Annotated in this window: 17 protein-coding genes; 11 read left to right on the top strand and 6 right to left on the bottom strand. The window is 43.9% G+C overall.

From position 1 onward, the window contains the following. Positions 1-3: 3 nt before the first annotated feature. Both ACTUJY_RS14935 and ACTUJY_RS14940 read right to left on the bottom strand, forming a co-directional pair. A complete protein-coding gene (locus ACTUJY_RS14935) occupies positions 4-1,353 on the bottom strand; it encodes a glycosyltransferase family 2 protein (protein ID WP_463616912.1) in 1,350 nt (449 codons plus the stop codon). Between the two features lie 323 nt (positions 1,354-1,676). After that, the gene (locus tag ACTUJY_RS14940) at positions 1,677-3,044 is read right to left on the bottom strand and encodes a C2 family cysteine protease (RefSeq protein WP_463616913.1); all 1,368 of its coding nucleotides are present in this window, start codon (positions 3,042-3,044) and stop codon (positions 1,677-1,679) included. Positions 3,045-3,580: 536 nt separating this feature from the next. Here ACTUJY_RS14940 and ACTUJY_RS14945 point away from each other — a divergent pair. From ACTUJY_RS14945 to ACTUJY_RS14975, 7 genes are all read left to right on the top strand, one after another. Continuing rightward, positions 3,581-5,689, top strand: a complete 2,109-nt coding sequence (locus ACTUJY_RS14945) for a winged helix-turn-helix domain-containing protein (RefSeq protein ID WP_463616914.1) — start codon at positions 3,581-3,583, stop codon at positions 5,687-5,689. Positions 5,690-5,866: 177 nt separating this feature from the next. Continuing rightward, positions 5,867-6,058 carry a hypothetical protein gene (locus ACTUJY_RS14950; protein ID WP_463616915.1) on the top strand — a complete coding sequence of 64 codons (192 nt, stop codon included), beginning with the start codon at positions 5,867-5,869 and terminating at the stop codon, positions 6,056-6,058. 434 nt (positions 6,059-6,492) lie between these two features. Then, positions 6,493-6,930 carry a RidA family protein gene (locus ACTUJY_RS14955; RefSeq protein WP_463616916.1) on the top strand — a complete coding sequence of 146 codons (438 nt, stop codon included), beginning with the start codon at positions 6,493-6,495 and terminating at the stop codon, positions 6,928-6,930. Between the two features lie 119 nt (positions 6,931-7,049). After that, on the top strand, positions 7,050-7,583 hold the full coding sequence (locus ACTUJY_RS14960; RefSeq protein ID WP_463616917.1) for a 3-hydroxyanthranilate 3,4-dioxygenase: 534 nt from the start codon (positions 7,050-7,052) through the stop codon (positions 7,581-7,583). Next, entirely contained in the window at positions 7,580-8,401 is an 822-nt protein-coding gene (locus ACTUJY_RS14965) for a cyclase family protein (protein WP_463616918.1), read from the top strand. Before ACTUJY_RS14960 ends, ACTUJY_RS14965 begins: the two co-directional genes overlap by 4 nt. Next, positions 8,398-9,690, top strand: a complete 1,293-nt coding sequence (kynU, locus tag ACTUJY_RS14970; RefSeq protein ID WP_463616919.1) for a kynureninase — start codon at positions 8,398-8,400, stop codon at positions 9,688-9,690. The genes ACTUJY_RS14965 and kynU overlap by 4 nt, the downstream gene beginning before the upstream one ends. A gap of 10 nt (positions 9,691-9,700) precedes the next feature. Further along, positions 9,701-11,077 (top strand): FAD-dependent oxidoreductase, encoded by a 1,377-nt coding sequence (locus ACTUJY_RS14975; RefSeq protein ID WP_463616920.1) that lies wholly within the window; start codon positions 9,701-9,703, stop codon positions 11,075-11,077. Positions 11,078-11,148: 71 nt separating this feature from the next. Here ACTUJY_RS14975 and creD read toward each other — a convergent pair whose 3' ends face one another. The 3 genes from creD to mrcB all read right to left on the bottom strand — a co-directional run bounded on the left by creD (position 11,149) and on the right by mrcB (position 15,364). Further along, complete coding sequence (gene creD, locus ACTUJY_RS14980) at positions 11,149-12,489, bottom strand: cell envelope integrity protein CreD (RefSeq protein ID WP_463616921.1); 1,341 nt, start codon at positions 12,487-12,489, stop codon at positions 11,149-11,151. A 111-nt stretch (positions 12,490-12,600) separates the two neighbouring features. Further along, entirely contained in the window at positions 12,601-13,029 is a 429-nt protein-coding gene (locus ACTUJY_RS14985) for an HIT domain-containing protein (RefSeq protein ID WP_463616922.1), read from the bottom strand. Between the two features lie 124 nt (positions 13,030-13,153). Then, positions 13,154-15,364 carry a penicillin-binding protein 1B gene (gene mrcB / locus ACTUJY_RS14990; RefSeq protein ID WP_463616923.1) on the bottom strand — a complete coding sequence of 737 codons (2,211 nt, stop codon included), beginning with the start codon at positions 15,362-15,364 and terminating at the stop codon, positions 13,154-13,156. A gap of 64 nt (positions 15,365-15,428) precedes the next feature. Here mrcB and thpR point away from each other — a divergent pair, with 64 nt between their 5' ends. Further along, positions 15,429-16,004, top strand: coding sequence for an RNA 2',3'-cyclic phosphodiesterase (gene thpR / locus ACTUJY_RS14995; protein ID WP_463616924.1), 576 nt, complete (start codon positions 15,429-15,431; stop codon positions 16,002-16,004). 39 nt (positions 16,005-16,043) lie between these two features. Then, complete coding sequence (locus ACTUJY_RS15000) at positions 16,044-16,481, top strand: DoxX family protein (RefSeq protein WP_463616925.1); 438 nt, start codon at positions 16,044-16,046, stop codon at positions 16,479-16,481. A gap of 93 nt (positions 16,482-16,574) precedes the next feature. Here ACTUJY_RS15000 and ACTUJY_RS15005 read toward each other — a convergent pair whose 3' ends face one another. Further along, positions 16,575-16,943: a hypothetical protein gene (locus ACTUJY_RS15005; RefSeq protein ID WP_463616926.1), complete on the bottom strand. Its 369-nt coding sequence runs from the start codon at positions 16,941-16,943 to the stop codon at positions 16,575-16,577. A gap of 406 nt (positions 16,944-17,349) precedes the next feature. Between ACTUJY_RS15005 and ACTUJY_RS15010 the strand changes: the two genes are divergently transcribed. Next, positions 17,350-18,996, top strand: coding sequence for a phosphatidylinositol-specific phospholipase C domain-containing protein (locus ACTUJY_RS15010; RefSeq protein WP_463616927.1), 1,647 nt, complete (start codon positions 17,350-17,352; stop codon positions 18,994-18,996). A 257-nt stretch (positions 18,997-19,253) separates the two neighbouring features. After that, the gene (locus tag ACTUJY_RS15015) at positions 19,254-21,167 is read left to right on the top strand and encodes a pre-peptidase C-terminal domain-containing protein (protein ID WP_463616928.1); all 1,914 of its coding nucleotides are present in this window, start codon (positions 19,254-19,256) and stop codon (positions 21,165-21,167) included. Positions 21,168-21,206 lie beyond the last annotated feature (39 nt).

Raw genomic sequence — 21,206 nt, forward strand, 5'->3', positions numbered from 1 at the left:
CAGTCACTTTATCGCAGATGACATCAACCCCACTCGCTGCCACTTCTGCCACTGCAATGTTTCGCGATTTTTCAATCGCTTTAAACTACGAAATAATGCCTGAAACTCTACAATATCGACGATGTAAAATACCACCCACGCAACCGGTGCCAAAAGTAACAGGTTTAAATGAAAACGTGACTGACTGTCACTGATCACCTGATACCCTACCAGCGATGTAATAAATAAAATAACAAACACTAAAGGCAAATAGTCTGCAGTAAAAATAGTGTATCCATAAAAAATACTGAGTAATACACCTTCCATCAATAACAAAATTTCCGAGTACACAGCAAGTGGCAGTATTAAACAAGAAAGATACTTGGAATGTTGAGGCTGCAAACTAAAAAATAATTTACCATGCTTTAAAAAGGTTAATATACGCCCATACTTCCAGCGTAACCGTTGCCGACACAACGCTTTCCAATCGGAAGGTCCCTCAGTATAAACAACCGCGTCAGCGGCATATCGAGTTTTGTAGCCGTGGTGTAAAAGTCTTGTCGACATTTCAATGTCTTCTGTAATGATATTTTCATCAAAGCCACCTACATCCATTAATGCTGTTTTACGATAAGCCGCGGCAGCGCCACCAATGATATATACCGACCCAAATAGCGAGTCAGCGCGCTTAAAAAAGAAACCATACAGATACTCAAGTTGTTGCAAAATTTCAATGGGTTTACGTCGGTTTCCAATCACGACATTTCCGGCCACGGCTGCAACATCTTTAGAGCTGAATCGTTGTACCAAACGCGTAATCGCCATTGAGTCCATAACGCTGTCAGCATCAATCGTAACAATAAACTCACCATCGGCGACTTTTAAAGCTTCATTCATCGCTTTTGCTTTTCCACCGTTAGGTAAACGCAAGTATTTAATACTCACCGGAAGTTTTTTTCGTTCGTGGCTAGCAATAAAACGAGAAACCAATTGATGCGTATTATCCGTTGAACCGTCATTTACCACGATAATTTCTAAATTAACGTATTGCGCATTGACGACAGAGCGTAGTGTTTTGATAATCCCAACTTCTTCGTTCCATGCGGGAATTAATACCGAAACTTTAGGTTGCCGAGCAAGTTCCAGTCGCTGTCGCTTATCGATAAAACCGTAAGCAAATGAAGAGATCAACTGCACAGCGTACTTAATTAAAATGGGTAACAATAGAAAAAAAATGGCCACACGCACAGGCGTTAATGCACCGATAGGGGTATGCGGAATGGTCAACGCCAATACAAATACCGCCGCTGAAATTAGGTAAAAAAAGGTAACCCAGAGCGCAAAAGGGCTCAGTTTTTTTATTGATTGAAACATTGAGAGTAACGATTCCCCGGTAAACCATTGTCAATTAAAACTGACGAATCGACCCGTCTTTCCCTGAGTGGGTATATGATTATTATTGGCGCGAAATTATGCCAGCGGTTGAATCGTTTAAACAGTGCTTTGTTATTTCTTTTTGAACTGGCTCACAGAAGTCGATGTTTTACAAATCAATAAGTAGGTGAACAATGCCCTTCAGCGAACGACCTCAACAGGCACAATTAAATGCTTTGGTACATCTGAATAGTTCTACATTCACTATGCCTGTCAAAGTCATAATCCTTTACATAGCTTGAATAGCGTATTCGCTTCGAATGTTATTTAGCGACACCGAGTCCGGCAAAATACTGCTTAAAGACCGATGCTTCAATTGCAAAAGTACCATCCGGGTTCGCCAACTGAATCGGACGCCACCAGCTCACATCGTGCAAGTACACAGTACCACTACGTGAGCCTACGGAGGCTTCCTTTTGTCCCCAAGGGTTTCGCAACAACACGTATTTTTTGTTGCAATGATAATCCCAACCTAAAATGGTATAACAATGCGAACCAACGATATTGGCATCGTTATAGTCCAGACCATCAGGCGCACTACCATACGTCCAACAAGTCATGGGATGAATAGTACGTCGCCCCATAGAATTACTGCGAACCAGATCCCAAATCTGATTACCACTTAATGACTCATTGTTATAATAGAAGCGCTTACCACCATTAAGTTGTGCAGTAGCATACACACAATCCCCCCAACCGGTCGCTGTGATGTCTGGGTGGTCTGTTGTAGTACCCGTTTCTAATTTGGCAAATGCTTTTTCATAAATTGCTGGCCAAATCTCACCTGCCTCGCTAGAACGACAATAGATAAAGTTACCCGTTGTACTGTTCACCGGAACCGTATCGGTCACTTCAACTTCTTTATCAATTTGACCATTACTGTCGGGCTTAAAGAACTTAATTAAATTAGTGAATTGCTGTTGGCCGGTACCGGTCGCTCTGGTTAGGTGTGAAACACGATAGGGCGTCGCCCAGGCGACAGCAGACAAAGCGGCAATAAAATAACAGTTTGCCACCGCGCCCTGAACCGGATCAAAAAACTCGGCGGTTTCATTAAAGAAAGTCCCTTTGTCTTGCCACACTGCATTAGCCGGTGTCCAGCCATCCTTTTTACCGTGTTTCATTTCTGGATCAAAAGCCACTGAATTAATGATTTCTGGGCGAAAAACTTTGGCCAGCGATTGCAACCGCTCTTTTTCCGGAATTCGAATAGTGAGAGCGATTGTATGCGGATTGCAAAGATCAATTTTCTGCACTTGCAAGCGCGTAACATCGTCTACCTGAAAACGCGCCCCTAAATCACCTAACTGTTTCACTTCGGTTAATTGGTCGAGCGGTAACTCGAGATCATTAATATCAGTATTAAGTGTTACATCCAGTAGAGGGGAGCGAAATCGTTCCAGCTGTTTTTGTTTATTTAGCTTTAATCCAATATACAGAGGCCCTTCGAACTTCGGGTCAAACAGTTCCTGGTAAGGTGTTTGTAATAGGTTTTCCAACAACTGAGGCACATCATCCACTTTGTGCCAATCGATTCGCCGGCCAGAAATATATTCGGCGAGCGCATACGGGTTGATCACGCCCACCTTTCGTGCTGCATTTTTATCGCTTTCAAACAGTGTTTTTTCCATGATGATTCTCCATTACAATTTATGGTAAAAGTACTTTTACTTTGCCACGTTTCTTGAGCAAGGACAGAAGGGCTTCTTCTTAAACAACACATCGCTTTTAGAAATAAAGTATTTGGAGCAGCACGCAAAACAAGAACGCCAGATTAGAAGTGGTAGGAAGGAAGTCGAAATTGAAGTGCTGCTTCCTATTACTCAAGAGTAGACATTCAATAGTCTAGAAGGCTTTGCAAAAACAGCAATGTCATTACAATCACAAATCAAGAAATACATCGACTTTTAATCCATTTATCTCACTTCAGAAATGCCAACTTGCGATAAAGGAATGGTTTCCACCTTTAAATACCTAAAGAATGATCAATGATTGCTCGCAATAGCAATCTCCATTAATCTCTGCTCAAGACAATCCAACTTGTGAAATCTCGAAAGACTATTATTCTTGTAACAGAGGGTTTTGAATTTTACTGGTGTTGTACAATACCGGTGACTGATCCTTCAGATAAAATTAAGAACCAAAGTTGTACTGAGGAATACCACCAATGGAAGATCTGAAAGAGGGACAACCCGCTGTTGTTTCGGACTCTATTACCCATATTTGGCAAATTGGTAATCATCGGGTCGATTTTAACCAAGGTACTATCACAAGGCCCAATGGCGCTACTGAATCGATTCCCCCAAAAGTACTGCATACTCTGCGGGTATTGATCGCCAATCGACACAAATTCATCAGTATTCCCGAACTGACTCATTTGATTTCGGAAAAAGTGACCATAGGAGAAACATCTGCGCGCCAATATATAAGGCAGATCCGAAACTTACTCGAGGACGATGACAAAACCGGCATTGAAACCCGCCCCGGATACGGTTACCGATTCAACTTTCCGGTAAGCCCTTGCCCTGCAGCTTCTCGCAAAAACAACTCACTTAGCCGGTCGGCAGCACGCTTCGGCTCTCCCGTTATCTGGCTATCATTACTCATGTCGCTGGCCACCATCGCGGTTATCAGTTGGCTTCTTTTTCCATTTCCAACCCATGATAAAACACGGCTTTACAGTCATGGCTATACCCCCGTGACCTACCTTGATGGATTGGAGTTTTTCCCATCCACTTCTCCAAATGGCAAATACCTGGTTTATAGCTATCAGCCGCGCGGAAAATCCAACTGGCAGTTGTATTTACGCGACTTAAATTCTGAGCTATTGCTACCTCTAACCGACGGACGTTATAACGACAAACACGCTAAATGGTCGCTAGACGGAAATTTCTTGACGTTTACACGCTTCGAAGGCAATCACTGTACATTTATGGTGGCCGAGTTTGATAGTGAACTGAAGCAGTTACGTCAACCACGGGCCGCTCGAGCTTGCCCGCAAGGCACTATGGGAGCACAGGCAGTGCTCTGGAAAGATAACCGCGGACTGTATATCGCTGAAGACGATGCACTCAACTCACCTTACACGCTCTATTCCTATGCATTCGATACACAGGAAAATATTCAGCTCACAACCCCTTACCCAGCGAGCAAAGGCGACTACTTTCTCGAACTCTCACACCAAGGTGACAAGCTGGCTTTTTTACGTAGCAAAACCAGTGATAAAAAAGAAGTTTGGGTGTTAGATATTGCGACGGGTGAAAGCCGTCTGGTAGATTCTGTAAACTTTACCCTGTATAAAGTCAGCTGGTCAGCGGACGACCGCTTTTTGATTTACAAAGATGATTACAACCGAGTGATTCGGAAAAACCTACAAGAAGGTAAAAAAGAAATCATAGCGCAGGCCTCAACGCCCATTTATGCGCCCGTAATTATTGATTACCAGGATAACCGCATAGCGGCAATGCAAGGCGGACTCTCACGCACAGCTATTGTGAAAGATCGACTCGATAACAAAGCCGCCATTCCAATGGTAGAAACCTCGTTCCGTGAGTACCTACCCACCGTATCCAGCGATGGCAAGCGATTGGCTTGGATTTCAAATCGCACCGGTCTGTATCAGATTTGGTATCGAGATGAAATGGGGCAAGAAACCCGGCTGACCAAGCTGCGTCGTATTACCCGCTTCACTTCGCTGAGCTTTAGCCCTAATGGTCAAAAACTGGGAGGCAGCGCCGACGGTCAATGGTTTGTCTACGACTTTAATACCGAAAAGCTGTATTGGAGCACCCAAAAAGAAGCCTATATCAACAACTTTTCCTGGCGAGCAGACTCTGTTCACGCACTCATTGCCAAACACAATAACGGCCACCACAGTCAATACCAGCTCAATACCGACAGTGGAGAAGACACTCTGTTTGAGTTGTTTCCGAATGCGTTCATGGTCATCGAATCCGTTGATGGTGAGTTTCTTTACGCTTGGAACTTTCATAGTAAACGCATTCGCTACATCAACACCCAAGCTCAAACTTCTCATGAGCTACCTATTACAACCGACTATGCCAGCACTAACCAATGGAGCTTGACACAACAAGGCCTATACTTGGTGCGCCAGACAGGACCACATCAACAACTGTATTTCATATCTCGCAATGGCGACAAAATTGAACTGATCAATCCCGAGTTAGGTTCGACTCAAATCAGCGCGCCTCAGTCGGGCGAGTGGCTCGCTACCACTCGCTCAACGCAGGGATACACCGAGTTTATTCTTTTGTAAGCTCAATATTTATTATCGAGATAACTTAAGCTATTTTCTCAATGCCCGATATTATTCACGCGTTCTATCACTAGAAATCACACCTCTTTTTTTTCAATCCCTTACACTCTGACTTAGTGAGACGTCTCAACTAAGCCGTTAATTTTTTCCGCAAACCACAAGGTTAGAGCTATGTTAATGAACAATTTCTGGTGGTTACTGATCGCATCGCTATTTGGCGGCGATATAGAGCTGTCTACAACTTACAAGTCACAAATACAACCCTCAATAATGGAACAACCAATAATACAACCCAAAAGCTGTACCCCATATCCAGAGTGTGAGGACTGGGAGCAAGATCCGAATAAAAGCGGCTCTAACAACGGTTGAAGTAACTGACTTTAAGCTTTGAATAGACACCACTTTGTAAATGGAAGACGACTCAAAATAGCATGAGCAGTGGTACTTTTTTTCAAGGAATGACGCTATTTTGTGCCGACTTCTAGTTACATCAAGCGCAAAACCGACCTATGAGACAAGGAACTCCTGTGGCAGGACGCCACTTATTTTAAACGGCAACCTGTTCAGCTAAATAACAACCCACCCCAACCTTTGACAAACATAGGGGTTTCACAGTATAACCTCCCACATGAACGTAATAATTACCCCCAACAAGTCTTCAGGCGCCATTTTTGCCAGCCGCAACGGCTGCAAAAACGTCTACATTTAAGCACGAACCTCATTTCAAATTACTGCGGTATGACCTTACTGTTTGCGCGTTCTATTTCAACTACAATAATCGGATACCTTTGAAGGAATGAATCATGACCGAAAACCGTTCAAATCCCAGCCAGCGCATCGATTCAAAAAAAGCGCCAGAGCCCGTTGGTCTTTATCCGCACGCACGCCGAGTTGGCAATTTATTATTTCTCTCTGGAGTCGGCCCTCGCCAGCGGGGTAGCAAAGACATTCCCGGTGTAACTCTTGATGCCAATGGCCAAATTGTCGACTACGATATTGCCGCACAGTGTCGCAGTGTGTTCGATAATATTCGTTGGATCCTCGAAGAATCCGGTTCCAGTTGGGAACAGTTAATCGACGTCACCGTTTTTCTAACGAACATGAAAGATGATTTTAAAACCTACAATGAGGTTTATGCCGAATATTTCAAAGACAACCAGCCTTGTCGAACGACGATTGAGATCAATGCGCTGCCCACGCCTATAGCAATCGAGCTCAAATGCGTTGCAACGATTGATTAAAAGTAAGCCAATAGCAGCTCATAACTTGTAGGCTGTGGTGGTGGAGTAACGCAACCCAACGGAAACACACTGGGACTGCCCGTGCAATTAAAATTTAAAGTTTGAAACCAGGAGTCGCTATGAGTGCACCGATGCAAGTGATCAATTTTCAACAATGGATCGATAACAACCGTGACAAACTGAAGCCACCGGTGTGCAACAAAGAAGTCTACCGCGAAGGTGACATGATCATCATGGTGGTTGGTGGGCCAAACGGACGAAAGGACTTCCACTACAATGAAGGTCCAGAGTTTTTTTACCAACTCGAAGGTGAAATGTTACTACGTACCCAACAAAACAACCAAGTGGTCGATTACCCGATTAAAGCCGGCGAAATCTTTTTATTACCACCCAAAATTCCTCACTCTCCTGTAAGGTTCGCAAACTCCATCGGTCTGGTGATTGAGCAGGTGCGTCGGCCGGAAGACACAGATGCCTTAATGTGGTTTTGCGAAGCTTGTAACCATAAGTTGTACGAAGAACGCTTTCCACTTCGCGATATTGAAAAAGACTTTGGGGCCGTGTTCAATCGTTTTTTATCCAGCGAAGAATTACGTACCTGCGATGCTTGTGGGAACGTCATGCCACACAACCAATACGAGTTTGAATCATGAAACTGATCCTGTCTTTGGCGGATAACCGCTATCGGGTAAAAGCAAACGAGCCACATTCATTGGCTATTCCACTCGATTTCAACGGACCGCAACCCAATCACTTTGGTGCAAAAAAAGCCACCCAACTAACACTGGAAGACAATGGTTTTGTCGGCGATACCTCTCGAGGTGGCAGTTGCAATGTAAAACAAGTCACACTGGTACCGCATTGTAATGGCACCCACACCGAATCGGTCGCTCATATCATTGATTCTCCAGTTGCCGTTGGCGAATTAGCATGCGAGCTTGTACCAGCAACGGTCATTACTCTGTTACCGGAACATGGCGCAGTAACACACGATAGTTATCGACCTGAGCTGGAAGAAAACGATAAGGTGATATCGAAAGCCATGTTGGTGCAGGAGCTTTCAATGATTGATCATCATTGGTTAGAAGCGCTCGTCATTCGAACATTACCCAATCCGCAGGTAAAAATGCGCCAAACATACGATATCGATCATCAACCGCCCTTTTTCACCAGCGAAGCCATCGACTATTTGAACGCAAAAGGCGTCAAACACTTATGCGTTGATTTCCCATCGATCGACAAAATGTACGATGAAGGGTTACTGAGCAATCATCACCAATTCTGGCAGGTAAAAGATAAATCGCTCGAGCTCGACGGTCACGTGCTTCAGCAAAAAACCATTACCGAAATGATCTACGTCAGTGACGCCATCAACGATGGTCATTACCTATTAAGTTTAAACATTGCCCCTTTTCAATCTGATGCGGCGCCGAGTCGTCCGCTGCTATACCCTGTGGAGATAATTGAATGAGTTACCGCTTTCCATTCAAAAATACCTTAACTTTTGCACAACAAATGGATGCCGATGATCCCTTACACGATCTGCGCAATGAGTTTCATATTCCAAAACAAGCCAATGGTGAAGACGAAATTTATTTTTGTGGCAACTCACTGGGTTTGCAACCAAAGCGAACACAAGAATATTTGAATTATGAATTATCTCAATGGCAAAAACTTGGCGTAAAAGGTCATTTTTCAGGAGATTTTCCATGGATGCCTTATCATGAATTTTTAACCGATGGCTTTGCCGAACTCGTTGGCGCACAACCTTCTGAAGTGGTCGCGATGAACTCCCTCACCGCTAATTTGCATTTTATGATGGTAAGTTTTTATCGCCCGACGGAAAAACGTTTTAAAATTTTGATCGAAGATCATGCCTTTCCTTCCGATCACTACGCGGTAGAGTCTCAAGTAACATTTCATGGTTTCAAACCTGACGATGCCTTGTTATTGATTAAGCCGCGCGATGGAGAAAGTACCTTTCGGACTGAAGACATTCTCGATGTGATCGAGCGCGAAGGCGACAGTATTGCCCTAATTATGTTACCCGGCGTGCAATATTACACGGGGCAGGTTTTCGATATGAAAGCGATCACCGAGGCCGGTCATGCCAAAGGATGCAACGTTGGTTTTGATCTGGCGCATGCGGCCGGCAATATTACGATGCAACTGCACAACTGGAACGTGGATTTTGCCTGCTGGTGTACTTATAAATATTTGAACTCGGGTGCCGGTTCTGTCGCGGGTTGTTTTGTGCATGAGCGACATCATAGTAATAAAAACTTACCACGCTTTGCAGGCTGGTGGGGACATAATAAAAAGACGCGCTTTAAAATGGAAAATCACTTTGATCCCATTGAAAGTGTCGAAGCCTGGCAGTTATCGAACCCTCCTATTCTGTCGTTAGCAGCTATTCGTGCTTCGCTCGACACCATCAAACAAGCTGGAGGTATTGACGCGCTACGCGAGAAGTCATTAAAGCTCACTGGATTTCTGCGCTTTTTATTGCAACAGGAATTGGGCGACGATATTGCCATTTTAACACCGGAAAACAGTGATGAGCATGGGAGTCAACTGAGTCTTACTGTTGATACACACGGATTGGATGGCAAAGTGGTATTTGAACGTATTGAAGCTGCAGGCGTTACCGGAGACTGGCGTTACCCCAATGTGATTCGAGTGGCACCGGTTCCGCAATACAATAGCTTTGAAGATTGCTACCGTTTCGTTCAAATACTAAAACAAAGTTTGCAGGTCTAACGGAAGCATTATGAGTCAAAACACACAGCAAAAAATCACTTTAATTGGTGCCGGACTGGTAGGCAGTTTAACTGCCGTATTTCTTGCCAAACGTGGCTATTCGGTCGACATTTACGAACGTCGCCCCGACATGCGAAAAGAAAGCATTTCTGCCGGTCGCTCCATCAATTTGGCATTGGCCAATCGCGGAATTTATCCATTACAACAAGCTGGACTCATGCCAGCAGTGGAAAAAATGTTAACACCAATGAAAGGGCGCATGATCCACGACATAGAAGGCAACCAAACTTTACAGCCATACGGACAACGACCGGAAGAAGTGATTTATTCGGTGTCGAGAGCCGATTTAAATAAACTGTGTATGACCGCCGCAGAACAACACGGCAACGTTAACCTCTATTTTAATCAACGCTGTATCGATGTTGACTTTGACAATATGCAATTGCTCTTAAAAGATGAAATCAGCGGTGAAGAATATCAACGCCCCTTTGAACGCGTGATTGGCACCGACGGCAGCGCTTCAGCCGTTCGCGATGCCATTCATAAGCGTCAATCGACACACCATTCGGTCGAACCACTGGGTCACAGCTACAAAGAACTCAGCATTCCACACGATGCTAACGGCCATTTTAAAATGGAGTCTGAAGCTCTGCATATTTGGCCGCGTGGCGGCTATATGGTTATCGCGTTACCAAATAAAGACGGCAGTTTTACGGTTACATTGTTTATGCCTAATCAAGGCGACATCAGTTTTCAATCCATTAACGATAGCGCGGCACTGCTCGCGTTTTTTCAACAGCAGTTTCCCGATGCGTTAGCGCTTATGCCAGAACTAACTAAAGATTATTTTGAAAATCCAACCGGCAACTTGGCAACGGTGCGTTGTGCTCCCTGGCATTATCAGGATAAAGCACTTTTAATTGGCGATGCCGCTCACGCCATTGTGCCTTTTCATGGTCAGGGAATGAACTGCGGTTTTGAAGATGTATCCGAGCTGGATCGTCAAATCGATAAGTTCACGGGCAACTGGCAACAAATTTTCTCCGAAACCGATCGTTTACGTTACCCCAACGGAAATGCCATTGCCGATATGGCCATCGAGAATTACATTGAAATGCGCGACTCGGTGAACAACCCACGTTTTTTGTTAAAAAAGCAACTCGCCTTTGAACTGGAAAAACGTTGCCCCAATCGTTTTGTACCACGTTACTCGATGGTAATGTTTCACCGGTTACCTTATACCGAAGCCAAAGCACGAGGCGAAATACAAAATGCCATCCTCGACCAATTGACAGAAAACATAGACAGTTTATCAGCGATTGATTACCCGTTTGCTGAGCAACTGATTATGGATAAACTTTCTGTAGTTGAATTAAATCCTCAATAAAAAGTTCATCGAATTATTAGAAGGTTTCTAGCTCTGTTCGTTATTAACAGTAGAAACCTTCACTTATCGTCCTATTCAATATGAGCGGCGACCTGTTTTTTCTTTTTGCCCCATTGCTCCCAATCGACTTTGCGTGTCAACAACATGATGAGTGACAAACAACCAAAGCACAAAATGGCTCCTGAAATAAGCGCATAATCTTCCGATAGTATGATCAGATAGAGCACAGCGTATAAACCCATCAACCCAACCAACAATCCTATTGCTTGAAGCTTGCCCAATTGGTAACTCATATAACTCCAAATAAGTAATGAACAAGCGGTAGAAGAAAGCCAATAAGAAAATCCGAAAGACAAATGTTCCGACAGCGCCACCAATAACAAATAAAAAACCGTCAGTGCGGTTCCAACAAGCAGATAATGTACCGGATGCAGTCGTATGTTTTTGATCACTTCAAACAAAATAAACCCTGCAAAGGTCAGAAAAATAATCAACAAACCATACTTGACCGATCGCTCCGACATGGAATAGTGATTAACCGGTTCAATTTGCTTAACACCAAAGTTAAGCTGAATTAAAGCCGAACAATCTCCTTTGCTGCACTCTTCTAATCTTTCATCAACAGCGGAAGCAAAATAACTGGTACGCCAGGAAGCTCGATACCCTTGCTCACTGATGTCTCGTTGATCCGGTAAAAAAGCCCCTATAAAAGAAGGATGTGGCCAATCACTGCTGACGGAAAGGTCAATACTTCGAGCACTGGGTAAAAACGCTAATTGACTCATTCCTTTTAGGTGAAAACTTAAAGTGACGGTCTGACTTTTTTCAAGAGATTGAAGTTCCACTCGAAATCCGTTCGGATTGAATTCTAACCCGCTTCCGGGAATGACGTTTGCCAACTCGCCATCTAGCGTTAATTGTGGATCACCGCTAATACCACGTTGGTCGCTCACACCGATGGCCAAATAAGGCGGTTGTTGGAATCGTACATCGCGACTTTCTTTAAATGACAAATAAGGCGATGCATCGAGCCAACCCTGCATATTGACCTCAGCCTGATACACCGGAATATCAAACAACCCACGCTTCAGTTTTTGTGACTTTAGCACAGCCTTCATGTTTGCAGATTCCAGTGGAAAATAAGCGACTTGATTCAGATAACGAGGCTCATGACGATAAAGCCGCTGCTGCTCGTCCCATACTTTTTCATTAACCACTTTTTGATAGGGTACGACCAAAATTGGAAACACCAGCGACTGCTCACTGGTCCAGCTTTGCGCAACCGAGTGCTGCGCATGCTGCTGAAAATCTTCGCGTTCACGAATGGTACTCTCAATGTTGATCAGCATGATAAAGAGTACAAGCAAAATAAGCCCAAGGAAGCAGGCTTTCCAGAATAGTGAAAAATTCATTGTCTTCTCCGTTCATTGAAATAGACAACGATACGGATGAAAACGGGCAAAAAAATGGCGCAGCTATGGTAATGCTGAGGTAAAAATGTTTACCGTGAACTTATGGAAAAATTACTTAACAGTGAGTTCATTTTCGGTAATAGCAGAAAGTATCCTTACTTTAACGGCCTCAAGTTGTTCGGCTTGATAATTTTTGGCCGGATGCGCCCCCCAAACCGGCCCTGGCCAGGCAGCATCGTTTTCAAACCGAGCAATCACATGAATATGCAGTTGACGAACAATATTTCCCAGCGCGCCGATATTGATTTTAAGTGGAGAATATAAGTTTTTCAGTAGTTTGCTGATCTCTGCAATTTCCGTCCAGAGCTGCTGCTGTTCGGGAATTTCAAGTTCGTACATTTCTTGAACCTCCGCCACGCGTGGTACTAAAATCAACCACGGATATTGGGCATCGTTCATCAATAACAATCGACTTAACTTAAGGTCAGCAACAACCTCACAATCCTTTTGTAATCGGGTATCCAGTTGAAACGGCTTCATGTTTATCTCGGTCCTGCTATTGTGCTTTTTCAAACACTATAATTACGTAAATGAGTAAATTATTTCAAGCTTTTATATTGGTAATTTAACCTAAACAGTTAAGTACTGTTTACGCTTTGAACATCTAGCATTCGTTATACTCGGCAGGGATAAATCCAGCAACAAAAGGCTGGCAGTCGCCAAGCCAGCCCGACTTGGCTTCGACAATTCCAGCTGGCTTAGTCAACGTCAGCGGCTCGTATTCGATTTGGCGAATAGCATCCATCCACACCAACATCGCACCGGAAGCGCCGGTTAATCCTGTTGGTCGGTTATCATCTATTCCGAGCCAAGCAACAGCCAAGTAATTTTCACTAAAACCAGCAAACCAGCTGTCCTTTAAATCATCGGTTGTCCCAGTTTTACCTGCCACTTGCAGCGAAGGAATACGACTACCAAGAAAGTGCGCGGTTCCATTGCGCACGACCTGTTGCAAAATACGATTAACCAAATAAACACTTTCGGCGGGTATAACTTGTTCCGCTGTGACCGGATATCGGTCAAGCAACTGCCCTTGACTATCAACGACTGCTTTAACAATGGAAGACTCGACTCGTAATCCTCCTGTAGCCAACAACTGATACAACTTCAACAGCTCCCAGGGCGACATTTCCTGCGCGCCCAGTGCGAGCGAAGGAAACGCTTTTAGCTCTCGTTGAAATCCGGCGTCATAGAGCGTATCGACCAGTTTGTCGACACCGACCTGCAACATCAATCGCGCTGTAGAAAGGTTGTAAGAATGAGTGAGCGCTTGGTGCAGTGGCACTTCACCATGCTCTTGCTTATCGTAATTTTGTGGCGTCCATTTGGAGCCATCACTGGCCGTTAAACTGAACTCGCGATCTTCTAACAATGTTTCCCAGGAAAATTGCGAAGCGCGTTGCAAAGCCGTCAGGTAAACAAAAGGTTTGATGGCGGAACCGGTTTGTCGATAGGCGTGAATAGCGCGATTAAAGCCTGCATAATCAGGATCGCGATCGCCCACCACGGCTAGAATATCTCCGTTTTGCCGATCACTGATAACCAACGCGCCTTGCAATGCATCGGGAGTCTTGGAATGGTTATCGAGCAACCACTGTGTTCGACTAACAAGTGCCTGTTCCGCCGATTTTTGCACCAGCGGATCGATAGAGGTAAACACGGCAAGGTCATCATGATTGAGCTGCTCCAACGAGTAAAATTGTTTGAGTTGATGTCGAACCATGCTCATGACGGCTGGCATATTGCCGCTGCTCTTGCTGCGTGAAGCAATCACTTGCAACGATTTTTGCTGAGCACTTTGCCACTGCTCGGGAGTGATGCGATCCTGTTCTAGCATTTGCTCCAGAATAAGGTTTCGACGCGCTAAAACGCGCTGCGGGTATTTATGTGGCTGATAATAGGACGGGCCACGAACCAGTGCCACGAGTGTAGCCGATTGAGACAAAGACAACTCACTGATATCACGATCAAAATAAAACCGGCTGGCGCGAGCGAAACCGTGGATCGCTCGGCTTCCTTGTTGCCCAAGATACACTTCATTAATATAGGCCTGAAGAATCTCGTCTTTACTGTAACGCCACTCCAGTATCAGCGCCATAATCGCTTCTCGCGCTTTACGCCAAAACGATTTACGATTGTTGAGAAAATAATTTTTAACCAACTGTTGAGTCAGGGTACTACCACCCTGGGTAATTTTTCCTTCGCTCAGATTTTGTGAAAGCGCACGTGCAATCCCACGTAAAGACAGTCCCCAATGCTGGTAAAACTCACGATCTTCCGACACCAATAACGCATCGATTAATACAGCAGGAACTTGATCCAATGTCACCAGGTTACGATCTTCACTCACCAATGGGTTGGCACGATCAATCAACAAGGGTTCCAGTCGCAGTGTCCATTCACTAGCGCCTTCCATCAACAATCGAGAGTCAACAATTCTCCCTTGCTGAATTTTCACATCGGTTTTTCTCGCCGGCGCAAACCCTTCAGCAAAATGAAAGCCACGCAAGTAGATAATAAATTCGTTGTCGTAGAGCTCAAATTCGCCGGGACGCGTTGCTTTAATAACCGGGCGATAATTAAGCATTATCAGTTCCCTTTTCAGTGCATCAGTCGTAACAACCTCCCCCGCAATTAAGCTCTTTGAACGCGCATATACCTTAGCAGGAACAAGCCAGCGATTTGATGCAAACTTTTGTTGAACTTCGGAATCGCAATAAATGACCAACCCTGCTAATAAAACAGTAACGATCAAAGATAACCGTAAGAAAAACTTTTTTAAGGTCAATTTTTTCGTGTTATTGTTTGTAGTCATAACCCGTCTGGCAGGATTGAGTGATAATTACAGCAACGCAGATGTTATCACATAAAACCGACTTATGAAGCTAAGCAATAAAGGCCAACACCGACTTTTTTTCGCCATTGACTTCAGCACTGAGTTAAAGCAGAAAATTGCACTTTGGGCAAACAGCCAGCCGATAAATGGCAACCGAACCGTGCAAGATAATTACCATATTACATTGCAATTTCTAGGAAATGTCAGCAATCATCAGGTATTTAATATTGTGGATGAAATGACGGTTCCGCAGCAGCCACCCTTCGATATATCTTTTACACAGTCAGGCTACTTTCCGAAAAACGGCACCTTATTTCTTGAGGTTCAGCAAGGTCGAGAAAGCCTGCTCCAGTTGTCAAACTTTATTCAGTCTCGATTAAGAGACTTCAACTTTATTAAACGAGAAAAGCGGCGCTTTCATCCGCATCTCACGATTGCTCGCGATGCCAAACCTCCGGTAGATTTCTACTGCAATCCGCCAATATCCACGAACGTTAAATCATTTTGTCTTATGGAGTCCGTATTTATTAAATCTGGCGTTCACTATCAAATAGTCGAGCGATGGCCGGTTTTTCGACCGAGTGATAAAGAGATTTTACTGGGAAAATTGAAAGATTAACGCTATGGTAATGAATAACTGGAAGTACCAAAATTTACTATGAGACCTAAAAACCGAATAACAAACTGGTTATTTCTACCTCAACTTCAGATATGGGATCAACTGGCCTTACTGGCCTTGCGCATTATGGTCGGTAGTTTTTTAGTTTGGGGTGTAGCCGATAATATTGTTAACCAAGAGCGAATGCTGGAATTTACCCACTTTTTGCAAAAGTACGGCTTTCGTTACCCATCCACCATGGCCTGGATTTCAGTATGGGCACAGTTTCTTATTGGGCTCAGCTTTATCTTTGGGTTGTTTACTCGATGGGCCGGCTTTTTATGTGCGGTTAATTTTACCGTCGCGCTGCTCATGGTGGATATAAACGGTGGTATACGGGCCTCTTTTCCGTCTGCCTGTTTGATTGCCATTGGCCTGTATCTGTTTACTCATGGCGCTGGACCACTTAGTTTGGATCAGAAATTGGTTCGATTTTAAGCCTGCAAACCTTCTCGGCCATCCAATTTGATGTTGAAGCCAACCACATGTCGAGCTTTGCAAGTAATACTCGCAGAAACTTAAACTACCTTTCTATTTATTAATTAATTTAGAGTCAGTCAACTTAGAAAAAAACAAAACACCTAACTGAATTAAAGCACAACTTATAGAAGCGATCTGAAGCCATAAATTATTGTCGTACTCCGCAAAAAAAGTCGTTACTGTAAAAACTAATGAAACGCCTGCAGTCATTAGCATTGAATGAGACTTTCGTAAATCACCAGAATAAAATTTAATCCAAATTAACTGCAGTGGAATGATAAAAAACAGTGACCATAAACTCCCATGTAATAACTCAAAAAAAACGACTACCACTGACAAGCCAGCCATAACGGCAAACTTATAGTCCCAATCGCCATAGCGAACATTCGCGTAAATTTTTGTTGTATAGTAAGCTTTCATGTAATCACTCCTTGAATACCCTAGTCTTTTCATTTGCATGTTTATTACAAATAAGTCTATCTCGCCATAGATTAAAAGTTCTATCTTTAGCTTAAGGTCTCATTTCAGTTGCTCATAATTTTCATCAACTTTGTTCAAATAGCTCTCGGTTTGAGCCTATTTGCAGACAGTCGCCACAACTCGAATTATGAAGAATAAACGCGCTCCAATTCATCCGGTTAAATTTATCAATACGTTAATTATCGAAAGTATAACCAACAATATTTCAGACACAGATATTTCAACCTAAGATAACGCATCCAATCTCAAAATTAATACACCTGCACTCCTATCGCCTTGATCAATAATTATGCAACAATTAGTGTCAATAATGAGACGTTCGTACAATAAAAACAGAGGACCAACCATGAAAATAAAAATACTGGTGTTATTGGCAGGTGTGTTTTGGCAATTCGCGACTGCCAACGACTTGGAAAACTTTCGCAATAGCTGGACCTATAAAGCGCTACGACTGCAGCAACAACTCGATATGGGTGAACCCATCGGCAAAATCAGTTTTCAATACACGCACAACAGTTACAATTCCGATGCCTACGCTAATCTTGGTAGCTATTGGGATCCCAATCAACAATACAGTTTGGTGGACCAACTCGACATGGGGATCCGAGCGTTAGAACTAGACGTACATTACAGTTATTCGAAACTCATACTTTGTCATGGCACGAACGATCATACGGGCTGCTCCACATTCGATCGCCACTTTGCCGATGGTATTAAGGAAGTCGCTACATGGCTTAATCAATCCACCAATCGCTCCGAAGTGATCATACTTTACTTAGAAGAACATGTGGACGGTCGCTACGATCAGGTTGTCGATATTCTCGATCAACATTTAGGGGACCTAATTTATCGCCCCGGCTCCTGTCGCTCACTTCCCATGAGTATCAGTAAAGCGGATATTTTAAACAGCGGAAGCCAAGTACTGATTATTGGAGGCAACTGCGGTAGCAGTCGATGGGCGAACACGGTTTTTAATTACGGCTTTCCAACTGACAACGACAATTTCCATCCCTACCCAGCATGTAACACCAACAAGTACTCCGCCAGTTACGTACAAAATAATTTAGTGCGCATTTATGAAGACAGCACGCAATTGTCGAACCTATTTGGTGATCCACCACAACCGATCACGGCATCGCTCATGTCACAAGCCATGCAATGTAACCTTGGCATCATCGGTCTCGACCAGTTGGTGCCCTTTGACACGCGACTGAACGCCGCTATCTGGAGTTGGAGCAGCAATGAACCCAATGACTACAACAACAACGAAGACTGCGCCGAACATTGGGGTAATGGTCGGTTCAACGACAATCAGTGCAATGCATCTCGCAGGTTTGCATGCAAAGCGGACGACAACTGGGCGATCACCAGCCAAAGTAACGCCTGGGAGTACGGCGAGTTTACCTGCCAACAGGAGTTCGGCAGCCATTATCATTTTGCTGTGCCCAAAAACGGTTACTCCAGTCAAATGTTGAGCAATTTAAAACAGTCACAAGGCGTCACAACCGTTTGGGTAAACTATTCCGACCGGAATAACGAAGGCCAATGGCTGCCCGGCGATCACCCACACATAGTGCCACCTAATGACAATGGTGAAATCGTTTGGCGAAAATTACGCAACGACAAAGGGAAGTGCCTCGATCTGGAAGGCCGCAATACCAGCAATGGCACTGAAATTCATCAATGGTCTTGTCACGGTGCCGATAGCCAATTGTGGTGGCAAGATCAATACGGCATGATCCGAAACAAAAGTGCACCACATAAATGTGTTGATGTTTCCGGCGCAGGAACCAGTAAAGGTTCACGCATACATTTGTGGGATTGTCATGGCGGCGCCAATCAAATCTGGTTACGCGGCACCAGTAACTCGTTTAGAATTTCCAACGCGACGCATATGGCAATGGACATTAAAGATCCTTTTTGGGGTAATGGCATGCGCGCGCATTTATGGAGTTTTCACGGTGGCAAGTCGCAACGTTGGAGTTGGGATTAACACTTCAATTCGCAAGCGAGGGTACTTTGTACCCTCCTAAAACCAACACACCTAATATTCAAGTTACCGCCTTTAAAATTTCAATTTTATATAAATCCAAATACACCTGCTAACTGACTCACAGAACTCACAATTACTGTATACATTATATTTCATCTGTTAACTGAGTATACAAACCAAACGGACAATAACGATACGCTACTTGCGTTCCAGTTGTATGAGAACACGGGAATGTTTCAACTGATGAGGAAAATTTTATGACTCTTAAATCGAAGACGGTAAAAAGGATAATCGATACGACTTTGTACGCTTTGATCCTATCTTCCAGTACCGCAATGTTAGCTGAAGGTAAACAAGCGCAAACATCAACTCAAGCGATATCCAAAGCACAACTGGTTTACAGTTACGATGAGATGTTTAATTTCGATATTAAAGCTTTTTTAAAACGTAAAGCCCCACACTTGTTGCCACATGCAGAAGCCATTTCACATTATGCAGGTTATTCTTCTATAAGTCCCAAGCTGTTAATCGCGTTAATGGAACAGCAAAGCCACGCGGTTAGCGAACCCTCGCTTGCAAAGCAGGTATCCGACTCACCCTTTGGTGAGCTTTCTGACAAACAGGGATTTAATGAACAGTTAGCTGATATCAGTGATCGATTGGCCATTGAGTTTTATCGTGATCATGGCTTTACTGATACCGGCATTAATGAAAAGAGAACCTCCGATAAAGACGCAATAAAAGCACTGAAAAGCCTGTACGAAGATGCGCATAAAAAAAGAGGCGATTCATACGATGATACTCTTTTGATGGAGCAACTGAATGAAATTTTTCAGCGGCTTTTTAACCAAGAGCATTCAACATTAATCGATGAAAAAGGTGAGTCGTCCTCAAAACAATCTACCGAACACAATTCGTTAACCAATAAGTCATCTGCTAAAAAGTTATATTCAAACGCAAGCAACGTCTCTCAAGCTCAACGCGCTGCCATCAACAACATCGGTAATTATTTTCAATTACCCTTTCCAGTAAATGAGCGCTGGACCTACGGTGGAAGTCATACCAACACCGGAAGCGGTTCTTATCCTCAATCCTCGCTCGACTTAAACCGTGGTGGCTATTGGGGATCGGATCTGCGTCATATCTATGTAACAGCGGCAGCCCCCGGACGCGTGGTGGTACACTCTTCGTGTTTTATGGAAGTGGTACACGACGAAGGTTGGTCTACGACTTATTATCATTTATCCAACATTCGCGTTGCTCATAACGCCACGATCACACGTAATACAAAGATTGCCAATTACGCCAGCAATCGCAATCAGGCGTTATGCAATGGGGGATCTTCTTCGGGTCCGCATGTGCATTTTTCGTTGAAAAGAAACGGTCAATATTATCATTTGAATGGCATTCATTTTTCCGGCTTTAAAGTAAAAACCGGACGTAACAGCTACGACGGTCATTGCAATTATTTTTGGTTAGAGAAAAACAGCAGTCGTTATTGCGCCTGGAGTTGGATCGATAATCCGGGAGTGGATGACGATCAGGAACCACACATCTGGCCAATGGAAAACGGTCAGGTAAGAAGCAATATTTACGGCGGTCAAGGTGTGTTTTATTACTACCGGATCACAGTCCCCGAGGGTGCCATACAACTCAATATTCAATCCTATAGTGGCAATGGTGACGCTGATATGTACGTACGTCATGGCGATTTACCCACGACCAGCCAGTACCATTGTCGTCCTTTCAAAGGCGATAACAACGAAACGTGTAGCTTTGATAATCCTGCCGCAGGAGATTGGTACATCATGTTGCATGGTTTTAAAGCTTTTAACGGATTGAATTTAAAAGCGGAATACAGTGCGGCTGGTGGTGGCTACTCACAGCATAATTTGTCATTGGCAAAAGGTCAGTGGCTTAACTACTGGATTAATGTACCGGCAGGAATGAGCCAACTTAAAGCAAAAATCACTGGTGCTAACGGCGATGCAGATCTTTACGTAAAGAAAACCGCTTATCCCGATTTGAATAATTACGATTGCCGTCCCTACAATCAGGGCAGTAATGAAACTTGCGAGTTTAATAATCCGGAAGGGCGTCAATGGTATATTTCTATCCATGCCTTTCAGGCCTTTTCTGGCTTAAGTATGGAAGCGGAATGGTCGCCTTAGCAACTCGCATCAATTGATTGATCAATACGAAAAAAAAAG

This window comes from Pleionea sp. WD8-19, from assembly GCF_055326765.1.